The following is a 15,848-nucleotide window of genomic DNA, read 5'->3' on the forward strand; positions in this document are numbered from 1 at the left end:
AACCTGCCCGGCATGGCGGATCACACCCAGGCTCTCTCATTCGGTGCGGCGGCAGCCGACTACGACCGCTTTCGTCCCCGTTATCCGGAACCGGCAGTGCGGTGGGCACTGGACGGGTTGGGGAGTTCCGCCCGCATCGTCGACCTGGGCGCGGGCACCGGCATCCTCACGCGCGGCGTGCTCGCCCTGGGCCACGAGGTGACACCCGTGGAGCCGGACCCCGCCATGCGCGCCCAACTGGCAGCCGCCACCCCCGGACTCACGGCGTTGGCCGGTGGCGCGGAGTCGGTGCCCCTGCCCGACGAGGTCGCGGACACCGTGGTGGTGGGGCAGGCGTACCACTGGTTCGACCGGGAGCTGGCGCACATCGAGATCGCCCGGGTGCTGCGGCCCGGCGGGACGTTCGCCCCGATCTGGAACATGCGCGACGATCGGGTGGACTGGGTCGCCGAGCTGGGCCGGATCGCACACCTGGGGGACAACGCCGGCAACGTGATCGAGAGGTACACCGAGTTCGGCCCCGCGTTCGAGCCGATCGAGCTGGGCGAGTTCAACCACCACACCACGCTCACACCGGACGACATCGTCGCGATGCTGCACACCCGCTCATACTGGCTCACCGCCCCGGCCGAGCGGCGGGCGACGATCGACCAGGAGCTGCGGGAGCTCCTGGCCACCCACCCCGAACTGGCCGGTCGGGAGACCGTCGAGCTGCCGTACCGCACGATGGTCCTGCGGGCCCGGCGGCGCTGACACCACCGCGACCACCGAGTCCGCGTGGGCCGGTCAGAGGTTGCGCTCGTAGACCATCCGCAGGCCGATCAGCGTGATCATCGGCTCGTGGTGGGTGATGGTGTGACACTCGTTGATCACCAGGGAGGCCAGGCCGCCGGTGGCGATCACCGCCCGCACCTCGCCCAACTCCTCGGTCATCCGCTCGACGATCCGGTCCACCTGACCGGCGAAGCCGAAGTACAGGCCGGCCTGAAGGCACTCCACGGTGTTCTTGCCGATCACCGAGCGAGGCTTGGTGGCCTCGACCTTGCGCAGCTGCGCGGCCCGGGCGGCAAGCGCGTCGAAGGAGATCTCGATGCCCGGGGCGAACGCGCCGCCGAGGAACTCGCCCCGACCGCTGATCACGTCGAAGTTGGTGGTGGTGCCGAAGTCCACCACGATCGACGGCCCGCCGTAGAGGGTGTACGCGGCCAGGGTGTTCACCACCCGGTCGGCGCCCACCTCCTTCGGGTTGTCGATCGCCAACTGCACCCCGGTCCGCACCCCGGGCTCGACGACGACACTCGGCAGGTCGGCGTAGTAACGGCCGAGCATGGTGCGCAGCGACCGCAGCGCGGCCGGCACCGTGGAGCAGGCGGCCACGCCGGTGATCTCGACGTTGTCCCCGGCGAGCAGGCCCCGGAACATCAGGCCCAGCTCGTCCGCCGTCGAGCGGGCATCGGTCTTGATCCGCCAGGAGTGCACCAGCTTGTCGCCGTCGAAGGTCGCCAGCACGGTGTTGGTGTTTCCGATGTCGATGCAGAGCAGCACGCACGCAGCCTAGACAACGACCGTGCGGGCAGGTGCGGACCGGCCGGCGGACCGTATCCTTGGAGCATCGCGACATGAACATGGGTCAATCCACGGCGCGGCCGGACGGGGAGCGACATGTCGGGGACGTGGTGGGTGCGGGGTCGTAACACCCTGCGCCGACGTCGACGACACGTGCTGGTGCTGGTCGCCTTGGCCGGCGGCGCGATCTGGATGATCGTGCAGGCGTGGCGGGCATCCATTCGGGAGAGCGGCAGCTTCACCGGCGACCTCTACCTCAACATCGGCGCCGCTCTGATCATGACGCTGCTGACCTACGTGGTGCTCAACCCGCTCTTCCGCGAACTCCAGACGGTCAGCATCATCGAACACCCCCGACTGGACCGGGACGCCCTGATCGAACGGGTCGCCCAGTCCCGGGAGATCGTGGCCATCCTGGAAACCTGGACCAGCATGCTGGAGGGCCCGTACGCTGCCCGTTTCGTGGCCGCGCTGCGCTCCGCGCTCGTCAACGGCGCCGCCGTCAAGGTGCTCCTCCTCGACCCGGACTCACCGGCGGTCCGGCTGCGCGGCGAGGAGGTGCGCCGGCGGGACGCCTCGGTCGCCATCCTCAACAACCTGTGGCACTTCGCGCGGCTCAGCGAGGAACTGCCCGAGTCGGCCCGCGCCCGGCTCCAGGTCCGGGTCTACAGCGCCGCGCCCTCCGTGCAGATGTACCGCTGGGACGGCAAGGCGTTCATCTCGTTCTTCCCCGTGCAGGGCAGCACCTTCGACACCCAGCAGATCGAGGCGTTCGTGTCGACCCCGCTGGGCGAGTTCGTCGACGACCGGTTCGCCGAGCTGTGGGACACCGCCCCACTGGAGGACCTGGCGGCCTGCCTCACGCTGCGGCTCTGCCTGCGCCAAGCCGGTCGTGACCTGGAAACCTGCGACGCGCTCTACGTCCGCTCCGACGGTGAGTGGTACATCGCCGGCACCGACCTGGTGCGCAACGTGGCCCGGCACGGCCTGGCCGGGCTGACCGTCGTGCTGCAGCGGCCCGAGGCGGCCGGCGAGATCTTCGCCATTGGAGAGGCCGACGAGCTGCCGCCCGAGATCTACAACCGGGTGCTGGAGCTGTTCCGGGCCAAGTACGGCCTGGACGGCAGACAGGACACCGAGAACCGGGTGATCTTCAACCTCACCACCAGTTCGTTGACCACCGTCTGAGACGCCGACGCGCGCCGCTACTCGGTCCGCAGGTCCAGCGCGATGTCCAGGATCGGCGAGGAGTGGGTCAACGCGCCCACCGAGAGGAAGTCGACGCCGGTCGCCGCGTAGCGGCCCGCGACCTCCAGGGTCAGCCCACCGGTCGCCTCAAGCTCGGCCCGGTCACCCACCGCGGCCACCGCCTCGGCCAGCAGCTCGGGCGTCATGTTGTCGCAGAGCAGGAAGTCCGCCCCGGCCTCCACCGCTTCCACCGCCTCGTCAACGGTGGTCACCTCGACCTGCACCGGCACCTCCGGGAAAGCCTCCCGGACCCGCCGGTACGCCGCCGTGATGCCCCCGGCCGCCAGCTTGTGGTTGTCCTTGATCATGGCCACGTCGTAGAGGCCCATCCGCTTGTTGGTGCCCCCGCCGGCGCGCACCGCATACTTCTCCAGCGCCCGCAGGCCCGGCGTCGTCTTGCGGGTGTCCAGCACCATCGCCTTCGTGCCGGCCAGGGCGTCGGCCCAGGCGCGGGTGTGGGTGGCCACCCCGGACATCCGGCAGAGCAGGTTGAGTGCCGTCCGCTCGGCCGTGAGCAGCAGCCGGGTCGGGCCGGTCACCGTGGCCAGCACGTCGCCGCGGGCCACCCGCTCGCCGTCGCGGGCCAGCACCGACACCTCGACGGTACGACCGAAGCCCGTCACCTCGCCCACCAGCTCGAACACGGCGGCGGCCACGGCCATCCCGGCCAACACCCCGTCCGCGCGGGCCACCAGGTCGGCGGTGTCGGTCTGCTCCGCCGGGATGGTGGCCACGCTGGTGACGTCCAGGAAATCCGGGCCCAGGTCCTCGACCAGCGCACCCTCGATCACCTGTCGTACGTGCGCCGGGTCCAACCCAGCCGCCCGCAACGCCGTCTCCGTCGACTCGATCACGAGTTTCCCTCCCACTGTTGCGTCACCCGGCCCTGCGCTCCGACCGACCCGACCAGGTGGCCCAGCCACCGCTCGTCGGCCGTCGGGAAGTCCTGCCGCCAGTGGCAGCCCCGGGTCTCACCACGGGCGTACGCGGCGGCGACCAGCGTCGACGCCACTGTGAGCAGGTTCGTCGCCTCCCAGTCGGCGGTCCGCGGCCGGCCCCGGGCCACGCCCAGCTCGGTCAGCGTCGCGGCTGTCTCCGCCAGCGTCGCCGCAGACCGGAGCACCCCGGCCCCCCGGGTCATCGCCCGTTGCAGGGTGGGCGTCACCTCCGCGGGCAGCACCCAGCCCGCACCACCACGCCAGGCGCCTGTGTCGGCCGGCTGAACCTGCTCGGGCAGGCCGGCCGCGATGTCCTCGGCGATCCGCCGGGAGAAGACCAGACCCTCCAGCAGCGAGTTGCTGGCCAGCCGGTTCGCGCCGTGCACACCCGTGCAGGCCACCTCGCCGCACGCGTACAGGCCCGGGATGGAGGTGCGGCCACGCAGGTCGGTGCGGACACCTCCGGAGGCGTAGTGGGCGGCCGGCGCCACCGGGATCAGGTCGGTCGCCGGGTCCACGCCGATCGCCAGGCAGGAGGCCACGATGGTGGGGAACCGCCCGGCCAGGAAGTCCCCGCCCAGGTGCCGCGCGTCGAGGAAGACGTGGTCCGCCCCGGAGGCCAGCAGCACCCGGTGGATGCCCTTGGCCACCACGTCCCGGGGGGCCAGCTCGGCCAGCTCGTGCTGACCCACCATGAACCGCTTGCCGTCCGCGTCCACCAGGTACGCGCCCTCGCCACGCAGCGCCTCGGAGACCAGCGGCTGCTGCGCGTGCCCGGCACCGGGCACCCCCGCGCCGGGCGGGGTGATCAGCGCGGTCGGGTGGAACTGGACGAACTCCACGTCGGTCACCGCCGCGCCGGCCCGCAGCGCCAGCGCCACCCCGTCCCCGGTGGAGACCGCCGGGTTGGTGGTGGCCGAGAAGATCTGCCCCATGCCGCCGGTGGCGAGCACCACCGCGCGGGCCAGCAGCGCGCCGACGCCGTCCTCGCTGCCCTCGCCGAGCACGTGCAGGGTGATCCCGCAGGCCGGGCCGAGCCCGTCCGGGCCGTCGCCCGGGGCTCGCAGCAGGTCCAGCACCAGGGCGTGCTCGAACAGCCGGATCCACGGGTCGCGCTGCACGGCGGCGTGCAGGGCCCGCTGCACCTCGGCGCCGGTGGCGTCCCCGCCCGCGTGCACGATCCGGTCCGCCCGGTGGCCGCCCTCACGGGTCAGCATCAGCGAGCCGTCGGGGTGGCGATCGAACTCGGCGCCGATCCGGATCAGTTCCCGCAGCCGGGTCGGGCCCTCGTCGACCAGCACCCCGACCGCCGCCGGGTCGCAGAGACCGACTCCCGCGATCTCGGTGTCCCGGGCATGGGCCGCCGGGGTGTCCGTCGGGTCGAGCACGGCGGCGATGCCGCCCTGCGCCCACCTAGTCGAGCCGTCATCGATGTTGACCTTGGTGACCACCGTGACGTGCAGACCCGCCTCACGCAGGTGCAACGCCGCGGTCAGGCCGGCCACCCCGGAGCCCACCACGATCACATCGGTGGTCTCGACCCAGCCGGGCGCGGGCGCGGCCAGTAACGCGGGCAGGGCCGGCAGGTCGACGGTCGGAACGTCCATCCTCCCAGTCAACCCGAACGGTCCTCGCTCGGGGCGGCGGGGGCGGGACGAGTGTTTTCGGCTACCCCGTCCGGCGCCGTCCGCGGCGCGTCAGCCGGGGCCCTGCGGTCACTTCGTCCGGACCGGAAGGCCGGCCGGGCCCGCGCCCTTCAGCGAGGCGGTCACCGTACGGTCGCTGAGCCACAGGTAGCAGCGGACGCCCCGGTCACCGACCCGCCAACGCCCCGCACCCGGCGGACGGACCACCACGCCGCTGCGGAAGCTCAGGTCGGCGTCGTCCGGCACGCCCACGTACCGGCCGAGGACGCTGCGACAGCCGTCGTACAGCGGGGACCAGTCGCTGTCCCTGGTCGGGTACGCCGTGTCCGGCGCGCGCCACACCCCGACGAACTCGGCGTCGTGCTGCTTGCCGCACTCCACCGGCGCCAGGGTCTGCACCCGGCTGGCGGTGCGGCCGGTCTGCTGGCAACCCAGCCGCAGCCCCGAGGCCCCCTTCAACGTGTCCCGCAGGCTGCCCGACCGGACGACCACGGTGGGCGCCGCCTCCACGGTGGTCAGCTCCGTCAGATCGCACCGGAACCAGCGGGAGCCAGCCGCCCAGCCCGGCCCGGAGGGCAACGCCACGGACAGCCGGAGCCGACCAACCCGCCATTCGTCGCCCACGTAACCGGTCGCGCGGGTGTCGCACTCGGCGAACGCGCCCCGCAGCTCGGCCGAGCCACCTGCCGGGGCACTCGCCCGCTCGACGGGGAACGCCCCCACGTGCACGGTCTCCACCCGGTGCGGGCCGGCGCAGTCCACCGGCTCATAGGCAGCGAGGGTGACCACGTCGGTGAAATCGGCGGCCTGACACACACCGGCGGCCGGGGTGAACGCCGCCGGTGGCGGCAGGGCCGCCCAGTCGTCGGTCAGATCACCATCCAGGCCGCCGGAGCCGGCACAGCCGACCAGCAACGTTGCCGTCACGGCAGCGGCGAACAGGGTCGTCATGGCACTGCGCATATAGCGGCCTCCCCCAGCCACCCGCCGGCTTACGCCAGCGCGCCCAGGGTAACCGCAAATGACCTTCTGGTGACAGAGCGGAATCGGGCCGCTCGGAGTCAGACGGCGGACACCGCCAACGGGCTGGGCACCGGGTCACCGGCCATGCCGGGTGCCACGCCGGCCGGGTCCGCACCCAACTCGATCACCCGGTTGTCGGCGTCCACGTGCACCACCCGTGGCCGGTACGACCGGGCCTCGGCGTCGTCCATCTGCCCGTACGAGATCAGGATGACCAGGTCACCGGGGTGCACCAGGTGCGCGGCCGCACCGTTGATGCCGATCACGCCGCTACCCCGCTCGCCCGGGATCACGTACGTCTCCAGTCGGGCACCGTTGGTGATGTCCACGATCGCCACCTGCTCGCCGGGGAGCAGGTCGGCGGCGTCGAGCAGATCCTCGTCCACCGTCACGGAACCGACGTAGTGCAGGTCGGCCTGGGTCACGGTGGCTCGGTGGATCTTCGACTTGAGCATGGTCCGGAACATCGGGGTGGCCTTTCGCGGATTGGTGGAGGGTGGCGGCCGGGTCAGGGACGCGGGGCGAGGCGGATGGCCGCGTTGTCGATCAACCGGGTGGCGCCCACCCAGGCGGCGATCACCAGCCGGGCCGGCCCGGAAACCGGCCCCGGCTCCAGCTCTGGGTCGGTGAGCACCAGGTAGTCGAGGCGGGCGCCGGGCGTACCGGCTCCGAACGCGGCGTGCGCGGCGGTCAGCACCGCCCCCGCGTCGCGGCCGTCGTCGGCGGCCCGCGCACCGGCCCGCAGCGCGGCGGACAGGCTCAGCGCTGCGGCCCGCTCCGACTCGCTCAGGTAGCGGTTGCGGCTCGACAACGCCAACCCGTCCGACTCCCGGACGGTCGGCACGCCGACCACCTCGACCGGCACGTCCAGGTCCCGGGTCATCCGCCGGACCAGGGTCAGTTGCTGGTAGTCCTTCTCGCCGAAGAACGCCAGGTCCGGCCGGGTGAGCTGGAGCAGCTTCAACACCACGGTGAGTACGCCGTGGAAGAAGCCGGGACGACTCGCGCCCTCCAGCTCCGCGCCGAGCGGGCCCGGGTCGAGGCGTACGCGGGGCTGGCCGTCCGGATACATGTCGGCGACCGACGGGGCGAAGACCAGGTCGGCGCCCGCCCGGCGGCACACCTCCAGGTCCGCGTCGAGGGTGCGCGGGTAGCGGTCGAAGTCCTCGTTCGGCCCGAACTGCAACGGGTTCACGAAGATCGTCACCAGCACGTGGTCGGCCTGTTCCCGGGCCGCGCGCAGCAACGTCTCGTGCCCGGAGTGCAGCGCGCCCATGGTCATCACCACCCCGACCGTGCCCTTCAGCGCGGCCCGAGCCTCGGCCAACTCGGCGCGCGTGTGTACGAGTTGCGTCATCGCTGCACCTCGGTTCGCGACTGCGGGGCTCGCAAGATCGGCTCACTCCTCGCGCTCACAGCCACACCTCGGTTCGCGACTGCGGGGCTCGCAAGATCGGCTCACTCCTCGCGCTCACGCGGCCACCTCCCTACCGTTGTCGGCCAGCACGCCGAGCAGCGACTGCGCGTCCACCGGCTGGAGCCGGCCGGCGGCGATCGCCCGGTCGGCGGTACGTCGGGCCAACGCCAGGTACGCGGGGACGGATTCCGGCGCGGTGGAGGCCAACCGGGCCAGGTGCCGCGCAACGGTGCCCGCGTCGCCCCGGGAGACCGGGCCGGTCAGGGCGTCGTCGCCGAGCCGCAGGGCGTTCTCCAGGGCGGCGCGCAGCAGCGGGGCCAGCACCTTCTCCGGCCGGTCCACCCCGGCGTCGCGCAGCCGGTCGGCCGCCTCGTTCACCAGGGTCACCAGGTGGTTCGCGCCGTGGGCCAGCGCGGCGTGGTACAGCGGGCGGTCCGACTCGGCCACCCACTCGGGCACGCCGCCCAGGTCGGCGACCAGCCGGGCGGCCAGTGGACGCAGCTCGGCCGGGGCGGTCACCCCGTACGAGATGCCGGCCAGCCGGGTCAGGTCGTCCGGCGTACCGGTGAAGGTCATCGCGGGGTGCAGGGCCAGCGGCCGGGCACCGACCTCGGCGGCCGGCGCCAGCACGGCGAGGCCGTGCGCGCCGGAGGTGTGCGCGACCACCTGGCCGGGGCGCAGCGCGCCCCGGTCGGCGAGGTCGGCCACCACACCGGCCAGGGCATCGTCGGGCACCGCGATCAGCAGCAGGTCGGCGGCGGCGTGGGCCACGGCGGCGACCGGGCGGCGCGGCACCTCGGGCAGCAGCAGCGCCAACCGGGCGCGGCTGGCGCTGGAGCCGCCGGCGACGGCGACCACCCGATGCCCGGCGGCGGTGAGTGCGGCGCCCAGCACGGCTCCGACGCGGCCGGCACCGATGACACCGACGGTCAGCAGACGGGGGGCGGCAGGGGCGCCGGGAACGGCGCGATCCCGCGATGCGGCGGGCCCGTGCGGGGCTGCCGGACGCGGACGCAGCGGTGCGCTCATGGCGATGATCCAGTCCTCGAGAAGGGGTACCGGTCGATCGCAAGTATGCGCCCGCCCCGCCGAACCAGGACAAGCATGTGTGAAAACCTTCACCAGCGAAACAAGGGTCCCCCGCCGACCCATCCGATTGCACAGGAGACCCCTACTAACAGGCGGAATGCCACCGTTTGGGGCCTCCGGGGTGTTCGGTCCATGTCGTAACCACTGACCGTAGGGTCGGCACCGTGACGCAGGCTGAACCAGAGGTGATCTGATGCCGATCCGGTGGCGGGACGCGATGAGCCGAGCCCTCTACGGTCCGAACGGCTTTTTCGTCGCCGGCACCGGACCGGCCGACCACTTCCGGACCAGCGTGCACACCTCCCCCGCCTTCGCCACGGCGCTGCTGCGGCTGATCTACGACGTCGACGCTGGTCTCGGCCACCCGTCCCGGCTCGATGTGGTCGACGTGGGGGCTGGGCGCGGGGAACTGCTCCGCACTCTGCTGCTGACTGTGGGAGACGCCGCCGGGCCCGCGGTGGGGGTTTCCGGGGAGCCCACCCGCTCCGGGCGGTCAGGCTTGATCCCTGCGCGGGCGGGCTCCCCGGAAACCCTGACTCCCACGGCCTCCGCCCGTTCCTTACGGGACGAGCCGTCGTCCGGCACGGCTCGACCGTCGCTTGCGGAACGCGTGCGCTTCACAGCGGTCGAGTACGCGAGCCGCCCGGAGAACCTGCCCGAAGAGATCGCCTGGACCTCTGAGATCCCCGCCGAGATCAACGGGGTGTTGCTGGCAACCGAGTGGTTGGACAACGTCCCACTCGACGTGGCGGTGCACACCGCCGACGGCTGGCGGTACGTGCTGGTTGACCCCGAGAGCGGCGTGGAAGAGATCGGCGAGCGGGTGAGCCCCGCCGATCTCGACTGGCTCAGCAAGTGGTGGCCCACGGGCCCAAGCGAGTCGGGTTTCCGCGCAGAAATCGGCCGCAGCAGAGATGAAGCGTGGGCCAACGCGGTACGACAGATCAGCCGAGGGCTCGCGGTGGCCGTGGACTACGGGCACCTGAGCGGCGACCGGCCTGTCGACGGGACGTTGACCGGGTATCGGGGTGGGCGGCAGGTGCCTCCGGTGCCGGACGGGTCGAGTGATGTGACAGCGCACGTGGCCATGGACTCGGTCGCCTCCGCTGGTTCTGAGGTCGCCCGGTGCGCGTACTCCCTGGTCCTCCAGCGGGAGGCGCTGCGGGCGCTCGGGGCCGACGGCGGCCGACCGCCGCTCAGCCTGGCCGGCACCGACCCGGCGGGGTATGTGCGGGCGTTGGCGGTGGCGTCGGCGGTGGCCGAGCTGACCGATCCGGCCGGGCTCGGCGGGCACTGGTGGCTGCGCCAACCGGTCGGCATCCCGCACGAGCCGGCCGTGGCACGATGACGGGCATGACCACCGACGCCGGGGACCTTCGCGAACTGACCGTCGGCACCGGGGCCGGGCTGGTCGCCGGCACCGGCGACCAGCAGCTCGGCACCGACATGGTGTTGAACATCGGCCCGCAGCACCCGTCCACGCACGGCGTGTTGCGGCTGAAGCTGGTGCTCGACGGCGAGCGGGTGGTCGCCTGCGAACCGATCATCGGTTACATGCACCGGGGCGCTGAGAAGCTGTTCGAGGTGCGTGACTACCGGCAGATCATCGTGCTGGCCAACCGGCACGACTGGCTCTCGGCGTTCTCCAACGAGCTGGGTGTGGTGCTCGCTGTGGAACGCCTGATGGGCATGGAGGTGCCGGAGCGGGCCACCTGGCTGCGGATGGCCCTCGCGGAGCTGAACCGGGTGCTCAACCACCTGATGTTCCTCGGTTCGTACCCTTTGGAGATCGGGGCGATCACGCCGATCTTCTACGCCTTCCGGGAGCGGGAGACGATCCAGGCGGTGATGGAGGAGGTCTCCGGCGGCCGGATCCACTACATGTTCAACCGGGTGGGCGGCCTCAAGGAAGAGGTGCCGTACGGCTGGACCGGTCGGGCCCGCGCGGCGATCGGTGAGGTACGTCGGCGGCTGCCCGACCTGGACCACCTGATCCGGCGCAACGAGATCTTCCTGGCCCGGACGGTGGGTGTGGGCGTGCTGTCCGCCGCCGACGCCGCCGCGTTCGGGGCGTCCGGGCCGGTGGCCCGCGCCTCCGGGCTCGACCTGGACCTGCGCCGCGACGACCCCTACCTGGCGTACGACGAGTTGGACGTGCCGGTGGTCACCCGCACCGCCGGCGACTGCCACGCTCGCTTCGAGGTGCTGCTGGACCAGGTGTACGCGTCGCTTGACCTAGCCGAGCAGTGCCTGAACCGGGTTGACCAGCTGACCGGGCCGATCAACACCCGGCTACCGAAGGTGCTCAAGGCGCCGGAGGGGCACACGTACGCCTGGACGGAGAACCCGCTCGGCATCAATGGCTACTACCTGGTGTCCCGGGGTGAGAAGACGCCGTGGCGGTTGAAGTTGCGCACCGCCTCGTACGCGAACGTGCAGGCGCTGGCGACCCTGCTCCCCGGCTGCCTGGTGCCGGATCTGATCGCGATCCTCGGCTCGATGTTCTTCGTGGTCGGCGACATCGACAAGTGAGCCGGGCGGCCTGACCGGGTCAGCGCCAGCGGTCGCCGGGCGGGGTGCCACCGGCACGCGGTACGTCGTCCTGCGGCGGGTAGCCGTAGCGCTCGTCGACCCGGCGTCGACCGGCCCGTTCCGGGGCGGGTTCGGCCTGGTGGCCGCGCTGGCGCGGTGGACGCCACTCGTCCGGCACCGGGACGCCACCCGTCGGCAGCGCTGGCCGGTCCGTCGGCTCGGCCCGGTGGTACGACTCGCGCTCCTCGTGCCGGCGCGGCTCGTCATAGCGGTGCGCATCCTCGTGCCGGCGCGGCTCGTCATAGCGGTGCGCATCCTCGTGCCGGCGCGGCTCCTCGTGCCGGCGCGGCTCGTCATAGCGGAGCGGCTCCTCGTAGCGGCGCGGCTCCTCGTGATGACGCGGCTCGTCGTAACGGCGCGGCTCCTCGTGCCGGCGCGGCTCGTCATGGCGGCGCGGTTCCTCGTGGCGGACCTCGGCCCAGCGGTCGGCCACCCGGTATTCGGTGCCGGTGGCGTCGGCGTGCACCTCGGCCCGGCGCTCGCCGACCCGCAGCTCACGGCCGTTCTCGTCGTCGCGGACGGCGGCCCACCGGTCGCCGGCCCGCAACTGCGACCAGTACTCGCCGGTGTCGTCGGCTCGCAGAGGTGGCCCGGGCTGCGGTGCGGCACCCGCCCGGTCGCGCTGCTCGGACCAGCCACGATCGTCCGGGTCGTCCCAGGAGGGCGCGTCGGGCCTCTCCGGTGTGCGGTGCGACCGCGCCGCCGGGCTGGGCTCGTCGGGCTGGGCGTACGCGTCGCGCGGATCGGTCCACTCCTGCGCTGGCGGGGTCCACTGGCCCGCGTATCCACCGCCGTAGCGCCCAGCCGGCTCGGCCGGCCCGCCATCCACCACCGTGTGCCTGGTGGTGACGTGCACGGTTTCGGTGTGCCGGACCACGCCCGGCCGGTGCCCCGGTTCGGGGCGGTCGTGCTCCCGGGGGCGGGCTGAGCCGTACGCGGCGGCGGCCGGCCGTTCCGCGCCGTACATCCCGGAGGCGGCCGGCGGCGTGGCGGCCTCCCGTGGGTACGCCGGCTCGTCGTCCTGCCTGTGCTCGGAGCGAGCCCGCCGGGGCGCGTCGGCCGGGCCCGCGACCCGCGCGCGGCCCGCAGACGCGTCACCCGGTGCCTGGACCCGGCTGCGGGCCACCGGCACGTCGTCCACGGGTGGCTCGACGGCTGGCACCCGCGCCCGCCCGGCGCCGGCCGGCTCGGCGGCGGGGGCGGCGCCGGCGAGGGCGGCACCGCTGGCGTCGAGACGGCGGCGGACCGCGACGATCCCCTCCTGGGCCCGTTGCGCCTGGTCGAGTGCCTGGTTGCCGCGTTGCGCGGCGGCCACGATCTCGGCGCGCAACTCCCGGCGGAGTTCCTCGATCTCGTCCAGCAGCTCGTCGGCTCGTGCCGAGGCGCCCTCCGCGTCGGGACGCAACGCGATGGAGAGACCGATCAGCACCACCGCGAGGATCGCGAGCACCGCGGCGAAGCGCAGCGGGCCGTTGCCGTCGGCGACCAGCAGGATCAGCGCCGCCACCGGCGCCAGAGCGACGCCCGCCCAGAAGAGCATGGTCAACAGCGGCGGTTGACGTCGGGCTTCAGAGGTGGCCGGGGCTGGCATGGATGTGCAGCCTACCGAGGAGATTCGCCGGAGGGAACGGGGTCCCCGGACGCGCGGACGCCCCCGCCCGGGTCGGGGCGGGGGCGTCCTCAGCGCCTGGGGGAGAGGTCAGCTCGTGGCGAAGGCGCCGTCCGAGGAGAAGATCAGGCCCACGCTGATCGAACCGTCACGCAGGCCGCTCTTGGTCAGCGGTCCGCCCTGGTCCAGCGAGGAGAACTTGCCCACCGACAGCCCGTAGGTCTTCTCCAGACCCGGCTTGCAGAACGGACGCTGCTCGCACTCCGGCGGGCCGCCCAGCACGGTCGCGCTGCCCGAGCACTTCGCGGCCAACTCGGACAGGGTCCGAACGCCGTACTTGTCGGCGAAGGCCTGGGTCACCGCGAAGGCGTTCTGGTCCTGAGCGGCCGCCGGGGTGCCGAAGGTGAGGCCGGCCTTGTCGCCCTCGGTCTTCAGCGCGGTCACCGTCGTGTTGATGTCGGGCGACGAGATCGGCTGGGCGTTGGCGCCGTTGGCCTTGGTGTTGAGGAACTCGGCCATGGTCGCCGCGTACTCCGGGACGACCTGGATCTCGCCCTTCTCCAGCGCCGGCGCGTACAGCTCACGGTTGCCGATCTGCTGCACCTTGACCTGGTAGCCCGCGGCGGTGAGCGCGATCCGGTACAGCTCGCCCAGGATCTGACTCTCGGCAAAGTTGCCGGCACCCACCGTGATGTCGCCGCCCGGGCCCTTGGCGATGCCCGCGGTGAGGTTGTTCGCGCTGGCGAACTCCTCGGCCGCCACCTTGGGGGTCTTGCGGTCCTCGTTGACGGCCTTGTTGAGCTGGATCAGCTTCGGGGTGTCGAGCGCGGTGGAGACCTTGTCCAGTGCGGCGATCAGCTGCGGGTTGGCCGCCTTGCTGTTGACCGCGGGAATGACGTTGTCGGAGTTCTGGAGCTTCTTGTCGTCCTGCAGAGCGATGAGCTGCTGACCGGCGACCGGGGCGCACCCGGCGCCGGAGGCGCTCGTCTGGGGTGCGTCGGTGCCGGACGAGCCGGCGCCACCGCATCCGGTGAGGAGTGCTGCCCCGGCGACGACGCCGACAGCGCCGATCGCCAGACGTGAACCTGCGCGCATGTGCCCGCCTTCCGTGTCCCGGCGCGGCCCGTTCCGGGCCGGCCGCGTGTCCGACGGGCGATCCTGACTGTCGGTCGCCCGCGAATATCCACCCAACATGCTCCGGAACCGACCGACAACCTGAGGTGGACTTCGTCACCGCATCGTCACCGATCGGATGGATGCGGGTCGTCGGCTCGACGCAGGGCTCACCCGGACGGGTCAGGCGTTCCCGGTGGCGTCGGCGGGCCGGGGCCGTCCGAGGCGCTGCCGGCCGCGCCGCAGTGGCCGGGGGGTGACCAGTCGTTCGACGCCGCCGAGGACCACCTCGGCCAGAAGCGCGAGCCCGGCCACCAGCACACCGCCGGCGACGATCTGACCCCCGCCGACCGCGACACCCAGGCCGAACCCGGTGCGGATGATCTGGCCAAGGCCACCGCCGTTGACGAACGAGGCCAGCGCCGCGGTCGCGATCACCTGGACCGCCGCGGTCCGGAAACCGGCCGCCAGGTAGGGCACCGCGAGCGGCAACTCGACCCGGCGCAGCAGCTGCCCGCCGGACAGGCCCATCCCCCGGGCCGCGTCGCGGGCCTCCGGGTCCACCTGCCGCACCCCGGTGTACGCGTTGGCCAGCAGCGGTGGCACGGCGAAGACGGCCAACGCCACCACGACCGGCGTACGCCCGAAGCCGCTGGCGAAGACCACCGGCAGGATGGTCAACAGCGCCAGAGTGGGGATGGCCAGGGTGGCGTTGGACACCAGCACCACAAGGCCACCGCCCCGGCCGAGGTGCCCCAGCCAGAGCCCGACCGGCCAGGCCACCAGGCAGCCGAGCGCCACCGCCATCGCCGAGATCGTCAGGTGCTCACCGAGGCGGTCCAGCATGCCGCCGGGGTTGGTCCAGTTGAGTGGGTCGTTGATCCAGACGATCGCCTGGCCGATCGGGTTGTCCGCGACGCTCACCGTGCCCTCCGGGCGGACCAGGGGGTCACCAGCCGGGCGACCAGGACGAGCAGCAGGTCGAGCGCGACTGCGAGCGCCACGCAGAGCAGCGCGGCGGTCATGATCTCAGCCTTGTAGAGGTTGTTCTGGAAACCCGCAAAGATCAACTGCCCGAGACCGCCGTGCCCGACCAGCACCCCGACTGTGACCAACGCCACGGTCGAGACGGTCGCCAACCGTACGCCGGTGACGATGCCCGGCAGCGCCAACGGCAGATCGATCCGGAACAGCCGCCCCCACCGGCCGTAGCCCATGCCCTCGGCGGCCTCGCCGACCTCCGGAGGCACCTGGTTGAGCCCGGCCACCACATTGCGCACGATCAGCAGCAACGCGTAGAGGACCAGCCCGACCAGCACCGTGGTCGTCCCGGTGCCCAGGTAGGGGGCGATGAACGCGAAGAGTGCCAGCGACGGGATGGTGTAGACGACCCCGCTGACGGCGAGGATCGGGCCGGCGAGCGGGCGGAACCAGTACGCCAGAACGGACAACGGCAGGGCGATCAACACCGCGAACAGCACCGCTCGCCCGGTGAGGGAGGCGTGTTCGCGCACCGCGGCGAGGATCGTGTCAGAGTTGTCCCGCACGTACTGCCAGGAGAACCAGGGGTTACCCGGGTCGGCCCGGTAGCTCAGGCGGAAGGACAT

Annotated in this window: 15 protein-coding genes; 4 read left to right on the forward strand and 11 right to left on the reverse strand. The window is 72.5% G+C overall.

Going from position 1 to position 15,848, the window contains the following annotated elements; translation table 11 throughout:
- The first annotated feature begins 12 nt into the window (after positions 1 to 12).
- Positions 13 to 753 (forward strand): class I SAM-dependent methyltransferase, encoded by a 741-nt coding sequence (locus GA0070619_RS26335; RefSeq protein ID WP_088950514.1) that lies wholly within the window; start codon positions 13 to 15, stop codon positions 751 to 753.
- 33 nt (positions 754 to 786) lie between these two features.
- Here the strand turns inward: GA0070619_RS26335 and GA0070619_RS26340 are convergent, their stop codons facing one another.
- The gene (locus GA0070619_RS26340; RefSeq protein ID WP_088950515.1) at positions 787 to 1,545 is read right to left on the reverse strand and encodes a type III pantothenate kinase; all 759 of its coding nucleotides are present in this window, start codon (positions 1,543 to 1,545) and stop codon (positions 787 to 789) included.
- A 117-nt stretch (positions 1,546 to 1,662) separates the two neighbouring features.
- Between GA0070619_RS26340 and GA0070619_RS26345 the strand changes: the two genes are divergently transcribed.
- Entirely contained in the window at positions 1,663 to 2,754 is a 1,092-nt protein-coding gene (locus GA0070619_RS26345) for a hypothetical protein (protein WP_141911562.1), read from the forward strand.
- Positions 2,755 to 2,771: 17 nt separating this feature from the next.
- Here GA0070619_RS26345 and nadC read toward each other — a convergent pair whose 3' ends face one another.
- The 6 genes from nadC to GA0070619_RS26375 form a co-directional block, all read right to left on the reverse strand.
- Positions 2,772 to 3,668 (reverse strand): carboxylating nicotinate-nucleotide diphosphorylase, encoded by an 897-nt coding sequence (gene nadC / locus GA0070619_RS26350; RefSeq protein WP_088950517.1) that lies wholly within the window; start codon positions 3,666 to 3,668, stop codon positions 2,772 to 2,774.
- Positions 3,665 to 5,359: an L-aspartate oxidase gene (locus GA0070619_RS26355; protein ID WP_088950518.1), complete on the reverse strand. Its 1,695-nt coding sequence runs from the start codon at positions 5,357 to 5,359 to the stop codon at positions 3,665 to 3,667. Before GA0070619_RS26355 ends, nadC begins: the two co-directional genes overlap by 4 nt.
- A gap of 108 nt (positions 5,360 to 5,467) precedes the next feature.
- Positions 5,468 to 6,361: a septum formation family protein gene (locus tag GA0070619_RS26360; protein WP_088950519.1), complete on the reverse strand. Its 894-nt coding sequence runs from the start codon at positions 6,359 to 6,361 to the stop codon at positions 5,468 to 5,470.
- Between the two features lie 98 nt (positions 6,362 to 6,459).
- The gene (panD, locus tag GA0070619_RS26365; protein ID WP_088950520.1) at positions 6,460 to 6,888 is read right to left on the reverse strand and encodes an aspartate 1-decarboxylase; all 429 of its coding nucleotides are present in this window, start codon (positions 6,886 to 6,888) and stop codon (positions 6,460 to 6,462) included.
- Positions 6,889 to 6,929: 41 nt separating this feature from the next.
- The gene (gene panC, locus GA0070619_RS26370) at positions 6,930 to 7,778 is read right to left on the reverse strand and encodes a pantoate--beta-alanine ligase (protein WP_088950521.1); all 849 of its coding nucleotides are present in this window, start codon (positions 7,776 to 7,778) and stop codon (positions 6,930 to 6,932) included.
- A gap of 114 nt (positions 7,779 to 7,892) precedes the next feature.
- Positions 7,893 to 8,867, reverse strand: a complete 975-nt coding sequence (locus tag GA0070619_RS26375; protein ID WP_088950522.1) for a Rossmann-like and DUF2520 domain-containing protein — start codon at positions 8,865 to 8,867, stop codon at positions 7,893 to 7,895.
- Positions 8,868 to 9,120: 253 nt separating this feature from the next.
- Between GA0070619_RS26375 and GA0070619_RS26380 the strand changes: the two genes are divergently transcribed.
- Both GA0070619_RS26380 and GA0070619_RS26385 read left to right on the forward strand, forming a co-directional pair.
- On the forward strand, positions 9,121 to 10,275 hold the full coding sequence (locus GA0070619_RS26380; RefSeq protein ID WP_088950523.1) for an SAM-dependent methyltransferase: 1,155 nt from the start codon (positions 9,121 to 9,123) through the stop codon (positions 10,273 to 10,275).
- Positions 10,272 to 11,459, forward strand: coding sequence for an NADH-quinone oxidoreductase subunit D (locus tag GA0070619_RS26385; protein ID WP_172862124.1), 1,188 nt, complete (start codon positions 10,272 to 10,274; stop codon positions 11,457 to 11,459). Before GA0070619_RS26380 ends, GA0070619_RS26385 begins: the two co-directional genes overlap by 4 nt.
- A gap of 19 nt (positions 11,460 to 11,478) precedes the next feature.
- On the opposite strand, the gene GA0070619_RS26390 is transcribed toward GA0070619_RS26385, so the two are convergent.
- The 4 genes from GA0070619_RS26390 to GA0070619_RS26405 all read right to left on the reverse strand — a co-directional run bounded on the left by GA0070619_RS26390 (position 11,479) and on the right by GA0070619_RS26405 (position 15,848).
- Entirely contained in the window at positions 11,479 to 13,110 is a 1,632-nt protein-coding gene (locus GA0070619_RS26390) for a hypothetical protein (RefSeq protein WP_197699572.1), read from the reverse strand.
- A 108-nt stretch (positions 13,111 to 13,218) separates the two neighbouring features.
- Positions 13,219 to 14,223, reverse strand: a complete 1,005-nt coding sequence (locus GA0070619_RS26395) for a glycine betaine ABC transporter substrate-binding protein (RefSeq protein WP_088950525.1) — start codon at positions 14,221 to 14,223, stop codon at positions 13,219 to 13,221.
- Between the two features lie 201 nt (positions 14,224 to 14,424).
- Positions 14,425 to 15,165 carry an ABC transporter permease gene (locus tag GA0070619_RS26400; protein ID WP_088950526.1) on the reverse strand — a complete coding sequence of 247 codons (741 nt, stop codon included), beginning with the start codon at positions 15,163 to 15,165 and terminating at the stop codon, positions 14,425 to 14,427.
- A complete protein-coding gene (locus tag GA0070619_RS26405; protein ID WP_088950527.1) occupies positions 15,162 to 15,848 on the reverse strand; it encodes an ABC transporter permease in 687 nt (228 codons plus the stop codon). The genes GA0070619_RS26400 and GA0070619_RS26405 overlap by 4 nt, the downstream gene beginning before the upstream one ends.

The sequence above is a fragment of the Micromonospora zamorensis genome, assembly GCF_900090275.1.
Taxonomy (GTDB): Bacteria; Actinomycetota; Actinomycetes; order Mycobacteriales; family Micromonosporaceae; genus Micromonospora; species Micromonospora zamorensis.

Coding starts and splice junctions, on each gene's coding strand:
- panD (WP_088950520.1), bottom strand. CDS start 6,888: ATGTTCCGGACCATGCTCAAGTCGAAGATCCACCGAGCCACCGTGACC.
- GA0070619_RS26360 (WP_088950519.1), bottom strand. CDS start 6,361: ATGCGCAGTGCCATGACGACCCTGTTCGCCGCTGCCGTGACGGCAACG.
- panC (WP_088950521.1), bottom strand. CDS start 7,778: ATGACGCAACTCGTACACACGCGCGCCGAGTTGGCCGAGGCTCGGGCC.
- GA0070619_RS26395 (WP_088950525.1), bottom strand. CDS start 14,223: ATGCGCGCAGGTTCACGTCTGGCGATCGGCGCTGTCGGCGTCGTCGCC.
- GA0070619_RS26385 (WP_172862124.1), top strand. CDS start 10,272: ATGACGGGCATGACCACCGACGCCGGGGACCTTCGCGAACTGACCGTC.
- GA0070619_RS26405 (WP_088950527.1), bottom strand. CDS start 15,848: ATGTCCTTCCGCCTGAGCTACCGGGCCGACCCGGGTAACCCCTGGTTC.
- GA0070619_RS26335 (WP_088950514.1), top strand. CDS start 13: ATGGCGGATCACACCCAGGCTCTCTCATTCGGTGCGGCGGCAGCCGAC.
- GA0070619_RS26375 (WP_088950522.1), bottom strand. CDS start 8,867: ATGAGCGCACCGCTGCGTCCGCGTCCGGCAGCCCCGCACGGGCCCGCC.
- GA0070619_RS26380 (WP_088950523.1), top strand. CDS start 9,121: ATGCCGATCCGGTGGCGGGACGCGATGAGCCGAGCCCTCTACGGTCCG.
- GA0070619_RS26355 (WP_088950518.1), bottom strand. CDS start 5,359: ATGGACGTTCCGACCGTCGACCTGCCGGCCCTGCCCGCGTTACTGGCC.
- GA0070619_RS26390 (WP_197699572.1), bottom strand. CDS start 13,110: ATGCCAGCCCCGGCCACCTCTGAAGCCCGACGTCAACCGCCGCTGTTG.
- GA0070619_RS26345 (WP_141911562.1), top strand. CDS start 1,663: ATGTCGGGGACGTGGTGGGTGCGGGGTCGTAACACCCTGCGCCGACGT.